The sequence below is a fragment of the Mycobacterium sp. genome (assembly GCF_032162105.1).
GTDB lineage: Bacteria > Actinomycetota > Actinomycetes > Mycobacteriales > Mycobacteriaceae > Mycobacterium.
The window spans coordinates 1-6,299 of record NZ_JAVRPS010000381.1; the positions used below are offsets into that span (position 1 = coordinate 1).

The 6,299-nt window shown below is 68.0% G+C and carries 6 protein-coding genes; 1 reads left to right on the forward strand and 5 read right to left on the reverse strand.

Annotation, left to right across the window (positions count from 1 at the left end):
• Positions 1-1,206: ABC transporter permease (locus QOC69_RS19295; protein ID WP_526442491.1), on the forward strand; the 1,206-nt coding region annotated here is incomplete at its 5' end.
• Positions 1,207-1,332: 126 nt separating this feature from the next.
• On the opposite strand, the gene QOC69_RS19300 is transcribed toward QOC69_RS19295, so the two are convergent.
• The 5 genes from QOC69_RS19300 to QOC69_RS19320 all read right to left on the reverse strand — a co-directional run bounded on the left by QOC69_RS19300 (position 1,333) and on the right by QOC69_RS19320 (position 6,166).
• Entirely contained in the window at positions 1,333-1,896 is a 564-nt protein-coding gene (locus QOC69_RS19300) for a pentapeptide repeat-containing protein (RefSeq protein WP_526442493.1), read from the reverse strand.
• Positions 1,897-1,899: 3 nt separating this feature from the next.
• On the reverse strand, positions 1,900-2,436 hold the full coding sequence (locus QOC69_RS19305) for a GTP-binding protein (RefSeq protein WP_526442501.1): 537 nt from the start codon (positions 2,434-2,436) through the stop codon (positions 1,900-1,902).
• A gap of 85 nt (positions 2,437-2,521) precedes the next feature.
• Positions 2,522-2,908, reverse strand: coding sequence for a DUF742 domain-containing protein (locus QOC69_RS19310; RefSeq protein ID WP_526442495.1), 387 nt, complete (start codon positions 2,906-2,908; stop codon positions 2,522-2,524).
• A 7-nt stretch (positions 2,909-2,915) separates the two neighbouring features.
• Positions 2,916-3,323 carry a roadblock/LC7 domain-containing protein gene (locus tag QOC69_RS19315; protein ID WP_526442497.1) on the reverse strand — a complete coding sequence of 136 codons (408 nt, stop codon included), beginning with the start codon at positions 3,321-3,323 and terminating at the stop codon, positions 2,916-2,918.
• The gene (locus QOC69_RS19320) at positions 3,320-6,166 is read right to left on the reverse strand and encodes a HAMP domain-containing sensor histidine kinase (protein WP_526442499.1); all 2,847 of its coding nucleotides are present in this window, start codon (positions 6,164-6,166) and stop codon (positions 3,320-3,322) included. The genes QOC69_RS19315 and QOC69_RS19320 overlap by 4 nt, the downstream gene beginning before the upstream one ends.
• Between the last annotated feature and the right edge of the window lie 133 nt (positions 6,167-6,299).

A 6,299-nucleotide genomic window follows, 5' to 3' on the forward strand; every position in this document is an offset into this window, starting at 1 on the left:
GCACTCGAACTGCTGACCGGGCCGTCGTTGCTGATCCTCGACGAGCCGACCTCCGGCCTGGATCCCGCGCTGGACCGGCAGGTCATGACCATGCTGCGGCAACTGGCCGACGCCGGCCGCGTGGTGCTGGTGGTCACCCACTCCCTGACCTACCTGGACGTCTGCGATCAGGTGCTGCTGCTGGCGCCGGGAGGCAAGACGGCGTTCTGCGGCCCGCCGAGCCAGATCGGCCCGGCCATGGGTACGACGAACTGGGCCGACATCTTCAGCAGCGTCGCCGGTGATCCGGATGCGGCCAAGGCCCGCTATCTGGCGCAGACGGGACCACCCCCGCCGGTCCCGCCCATCGAGGCACCCACCGACCTCGGTGAGCCCGCCAAGACCAGCCTGGTGAAGCAGTTCTGGACCATCGCGCGACGCCAGATCCGGCTGATCGTCTCCGACCGCGGCTACTTCATCTTCCTGGCGCTGCTGCCGTTCATCATGGGCTCGCTGTCACTCTCGGTGCCGGGCACCGTCGGGTTCGGCGTCCCGGATCCGCGCGGTGTCGCCCCCAACGAGCCGGGACAGATCCTGGTGCTGCTCAACGTGGGTGCCATCTTCATGGGCACCGCGCTGACCATCCGCGACCTGATCGGTGAGCGCGCCATCTTCCGCCGGGAACAGGCGGTCGGGTTGTCCACCACCGCCTACCTGCTTGCCAAGGTCTGCATCTACTCGGTGTTCGCCGTCGTGCAATCCGGGATCGTCACCGCGATCACGATCCTCGGCAAGGGCGCCCCGACGCAGGGGGCGAACGTACTCGGCAACCCGTCGCTGGAACTCTTCGCGGCCATGGCCGCCACGACCGTCACCGCGGCGATGGTCGGACTGGCGCTCTCGGCCCTGGCGAGATCGAACGAGCAGATAATGCCCCTGCTGGTGATCGCGATCATGTCGCAGCTGGTCTTCCAAGGCGGCATGATCCCGGTGACGGGTCGGATCGGGCTCGATCAGTTGTCGTGGATCACCCCGGCCCGGTGGGGCTTCGCTTCCTCGGCCTCGACGGTGGACCTGCTCAAGCTGGTTCCCCCGCCGATAACCCCGCAGGACTCGCACTGGAAGCACACGTCGGGCACCTGGCTGTTCGACATGGGGATGCTGGCCGCGCTATCGATCGGCTATCTGCTGTTCGTGCGGTTCAAGATTCGGCTCAAGTCCGGCTGACTTCCCCGCGCAACCCCCGCGCGAGCAGACGCAAAAATCCCCTGAAACACGCAGTTTCAGGGGATTTTGCGTCTGCTCGGCCAAGTGGTCGGCATTCACTCGCCGATTGCCGGTCCGAGGTAACCGTCAGCCGCCGTGGATGTCCAAGCCATGCGCAGCGGCATAGGTGACGGCCTGGTCGATGTCGATCTTGGCGCCCCGCAATTTGGCCGTCGTCCAGAACGTCGGGTCGACCCGCGCCCCGCGCAGATCGGCGTCGTCGAGGCGGGCGTCCTGCGTGCGGGCGCCGGTGAGATCCGCCCTGCGCAGCACCGCCTTGCGCAGATCGGCGCCGACCAGGCTGGCCTCCCGTAACCTGCAGTCCGACAGGTCGACGGTGCGCAGATCGCAGCCACCCAGGACGGCAAGCGTCAGGTCGACCTCCGTAAACGTCACCGGGCGGATCCGGCTTTCGGTGAACACCGACCCGAGCAAGGTGCAGTGTCGAAAAGTGCTGTGCATCAGCGATGCCCGGCGGAAGTTGCAATTGCGGAACGCCGAGCCCACGTGCTCGGACTCGGTCAGGTTCACGCCGGTGAAGTCACACTCGGTGAACACCACGCGTTCGGTGCGCAACCGGCTGAGGTCCTCATCCCGAAAATCGTGACCTCCGAACTCCCGGTCCACCCACTGCTCGTCGAGGTCGGCCACGAATCAGCCGGGCAGCGAGCTGAGGTTCATCAACGAGTACTCGGTGATGGCGATCAGTGCTGCCCGCGCAGAATGCCGGTCGCGCGCGTCGACGGTGACCACCGGGATGTGATCGGCCAGCGCCAGCGCCTTGCGCACCTCGTGCGGGGGATGCCTGCGCCCACCGTCGAATTCGTTGACCGCGATGAGGAACGGCAGGTTTCGCGCCTCGAAGAAGTCGACCGCGGCGAAGCTGTCCTGCAACCGACGGACGTCGACCAGGATGACCGCACCGATGGCGCCGCGGACCAGGTCGTCCCACATGAACCAGAACCGTCGCTGACCGGGCGTGCCGAACAGGTAGAGCACCAGGTCCTCGGCCAGTGTGATGCGGCCGAAGTCCATCGCCACCGTCGTGGTGTTCTTCATCGGTGTGGCGGCAAGACCGTCGAGACCCTGCGAGGCGTTGGTCACCAGGGCCTCGGTGCGCAGCGGCATGATCTCCGACACCGCGCCGACGAACGTCGTCTTGCCTGCACCGAACCCACCCGAGATGACGATCTTCGTCGCGGATGAGCGCTTGCGCGAAGACCCTGTTACTGAGGTGTCGCTCCTCGCGGTGCCGCCGGTGGAACCCGGGGGGCCCTCAGAGTGCCCGTAGGCCACGCAGCGTCCTTCCTATGAGCTCACGTCGTTCGTCGGGGGTCGCCGACTCGCCGAGGGTGGTCTGCACGCGCGCGTATCCCTGCGTCACCAGGTCGCCGATCAGCACGCGCGCCACACCAAGCGGTAACGATAGGCGAGCGGCGATTTCGGCGACCGACGGGCTGTCGACACCCAACCCGAGAATCTTGGCACGCACGTCGTTTCCGGGCCAGCGCGGCGGGGGCCCGAATTCCAGTGTCCGGATCGGCGCCTCCAGGGGAAGGTCGACGCGCGTGGCGGTGCGACCGGCCGTCAGGGTGTACGGCCGCACCAGGCTGGCCTCAACCCCCGGTTCGCTCGATTCCCACGCGTCTCGCACCTCGTCCATCGCAGACTCACGAGTGCTGTGCGGTTCGGCGGGATGATTGGACGACGGCGCCCACCCGCTCGACCAGGATCGCCATCTCGTAGCCGATCTGGCCGATGTCGCAAGACCTGGTGGCCAGGGTGGCGAGGTTGGATCCGTCACCGACGCGCATGAGCAGCAGATAGCCGTTCTCCATCTCGACGACGGACTGCATCACGTGCCCACCGTCGAAGAGTTGCGCGGCGCCGGTGGACAGGCTGGCCAATCCCGATGCCACCGCGGCCAATTGGTCGGCCCGCTCGGTCGGCATGTGCTCGCTGGCGGCCCTCAGCAGCCCGTCGGCCGACACCAGGATCGCGTGGGACACCCCTGCTACCTCGTTGGCGAACTTCGAGACCAACCAGTCGAGTGAGTCACGCTGGGTCGAACGGGTCATTCGTCGTCTGTTCCTCTGGTCTCTCGGGCGTGGGTGCGGCCCGCGTGCACGCCACCGAAGTGATTGCCGATGCTGGCACGCACGGCCTCCGGATCGCGTGAGGACCGGGCATGCGCGCCGGTGTCGAACCCGTCGTCTGCGGGCTCGTCGGCACCGTTGGTACCGTTGGCGCCGTTGGCATCTCCGTTGCGATGCCTGCCGTTGTGGTCGTCGTCCTGACCTTCGGCCGCGCCTGGCACCAGCCGGGCGCCGGGTTCCCGCATCGGCAGACCGTGCTCGGTATGTTGCGCGACGGGCGTGTCCTCCGCGGCGGCGGCGGCCTCCCAGCCGTTGTCCCACACCGTCTTCCAGTCCAGATCGGTGCTCTGGGCCAGCTCGGTCGGATCGTCGATCAGCCACTCGGACAGCATCTTCTGGAAGATGGCGTCATCGCTGCCCGCCGTCGATGACGGCACGGCGGGCTCGGGCATCGGCGCCGCTTCGGCCTGGACCGGTTCGGCAGGCGGGGGCGGCTCCGGCGGTGCGACGGGCAGGTTCACCCCGTTGGCCGGCGGCGCCGCGGCCTGCGTCCGCGCAGCGAAGAAGGCCGACGTGTCGGTGGGCGCCTGACTCGGCCGCTCGACGGGCTCCGGGATCTGCGTCTGCGCAGCCGTCTGTGCGGGCATCGAGTCCTCCGGCCACTCGTCCTCGGACCAGTCCGAAACGGGCTCGGGCGCCGGCTCGATCGGCGCCGACGGGATGCTCGAGATCCCGCTCGCACCCGGGTTGCGTTGCGGCAGAAGGGAGATGGGGATGTCCGCGTGGCCGTTGCGGTACTCGGTGGCGGGCGGGGTGTAGCTCTGCTCGTCGACGTACTCCTCGTCGAGCGTCAGCGCGGTCGCGATGCCGGCGTGGGCATCGGCGGGGACGCCGTAGTCCGGCGTCTGGGCCGGCAGCGGTGCCGAACCCCGAAGCAGCAGTTCGGCCGGAATGTAGACACCCGCGGTGGTGCCCGAGTTCGGCTCCCCCGCAATGGTGCTGCGCAACCGGACGACGAGACCGTGCTGCGCGGCGAGGCGACCGACCACGAACAGGCCCATGTGGCGCGCGGTGTAGGGGTTGACCTCGCCACCGGACTGCAGTCGCGTGTTGGCGATCCGTAGGTCGGCCTCCGCCATGCCGAGGCCGATGTCGCTGACCTCGATGACGAGCCCACCGTTGCCGGTGTGCACGGCCGACACCCGCACCTGCGAAATCGGTGGGGAGTAGCGCAATGCGTTGTCCAGCAGTTCGGCCAGCATATGGACCAGGTCACCTGCGACGACGCCGAGGATGTCACTGTCGGGCGCGACGGCGGTGACGACGCGGGTGTAGTCCTCCACCTCGGAGGCCGCCGCGTTGATCACGGCGGCCACGGGAACGGCGGCGGCCTGCTCGCGCGGCACCCTCGACCCGGCCAGCACCAACAGGTTGGCGCCGTTGCGGCGCATGCGCGCGGCCAGATGATCGAGACGGAACAGGCTCTCCAGCCTTTCGGGGTCCTCTTCGTTGCGTTCCAGACGGTCGATGAGCGTCAGCTGCTGGTCGACCAGCGAGCGGCTGCGCCGCGACAGCGTCTCGAACATGTCGCCCACCTGAAGCTGCAGCCTGGCCTGCTCACCGGCGAGTAGCACGGCCTGCTCGTGCAACTCGTCGACGGCGTGCGCGACCTGCCCGACCTCCTCGGTGGTGTACACGGGCAGGGGCTGCACGGGATCCGCGGGGCCGCCCGCACGGACCCGCTCCAACTCCTGCGCGAGATCCCGGTGGGCGACCTGGAGGGCGCCGTCGCGCAGCTTGCGCAGCGGTCGCACCAAGGTGCGCGCCACCAGCGTCACGATCAGCAGTGCAATCAGGACGGCCGCGCCGACGATCACCGAGTCGCGGATGGCCTCGGTGCGCTTGGCGGCGGCCTGGTCCTCGACACCCGACGTGACGGACGTGGTGGTCGAACGGATGACCTGGGCCGCGATCTGGTTGGTGACCTGCAACGACTGCGTCAGCTCGGGATTGTTCACCAGCAGGACCGACGGATCGGACATCATGGCCATGCGCTTGACCATCTCGGCCTGCAGCTGCTGGGCCTCTGGCGAACCAACCCCGAGCACCTGGCTCATCCCGAACAGCGTCGACGGCTCGGTGCCGGCCAGGGTGATCATCGACGTGCGCAGCTCGGGCTCGGGAAGCTCGCCACCGAGGTTCACCAGCAGCTGCTGCATCATCATCTGGCCGCGGGCACCGATCGCGCGGGACAGCCCCAGCGCCTCGGCCCGGATCTTCTCGTCGTCGACGCGCACCGATCCGTTGATCGCATCCTCGGCGGTGAGCAGGATCGGCGCGTAGGTGGTGACCTTGTCGCGCAAACCGATGCTGTTGGCCGTGACCTTGTCCAGCAGCGCCTGCCCGCCCTGCAGCAGCGCGGTGACGCCCTTGCCCACGTCCGGCACGACGGCCGTGTCGCCAAGACGGCTCCGCAGGGTCTGCTTACTGGAGTCGAAGGTGGTGAGCGCCGTCTGGGCGTCGCCGCCGGTGGAGTTCGCCAGCAGTGCGCCCTCGAGGGCGCCCATGTAGTCCTCGATCGCGGGGACCATCTCGGCACGGTCGGCAGCCAGGCGAAGGTCGGCGGCGTCGGTCCACCCCGAGTAGACGCGCAGCCCACCGAATGTGCCCGCCAATAGGAGCGGCACCAAAACGATCGCAAACACTTTCCATCGCACCGGCCAATTGCTCACCGACCATCGCGACGGCCGCCTCGCAGGAGGTGGCTCATTGCTCCTGAATTCGACCGCATCAGCGGCATGTGGTTGCTGTGCAAACGCGGTCATTGCGGCCCGACCGTACTACCGGCCGCTGGTCGGCATTTCATTGATCGCGCATAGGTCATAGGTTTCCTACTGCTCTTTGCCCAAACGTGGGCAGGCGTGGTCCGCCCGGCAATTGGACGAGTATGACAGCGAT

What these genes read in the sequence shown, in the direction of transcription:
- QOC69_RS19310 (WP_526442495.1), bottom strand. Translation starts at nt 2,908, where the DNA reads ATGGACGAGGTGCGAGACGCGTGGGAATCGAGCGAACCGGGGGTTGAG.
- QOC69_RS19315 (WP_526442497.1), bottom strand. Translation starts at nt 3,323, where the DNA reads ATGACCCGTTCGACCCAGCGTGACTCACTCGACTGGTTGGTCTCGAAG.
- QOC69_RS19320 (WP_526442499.1), bottom strand. Translation starts at nt 6,166, where the DNA reads ATGACCGCGTTTGCACAGCAACCACATGCCGCTGATGCGGTCGAATTC.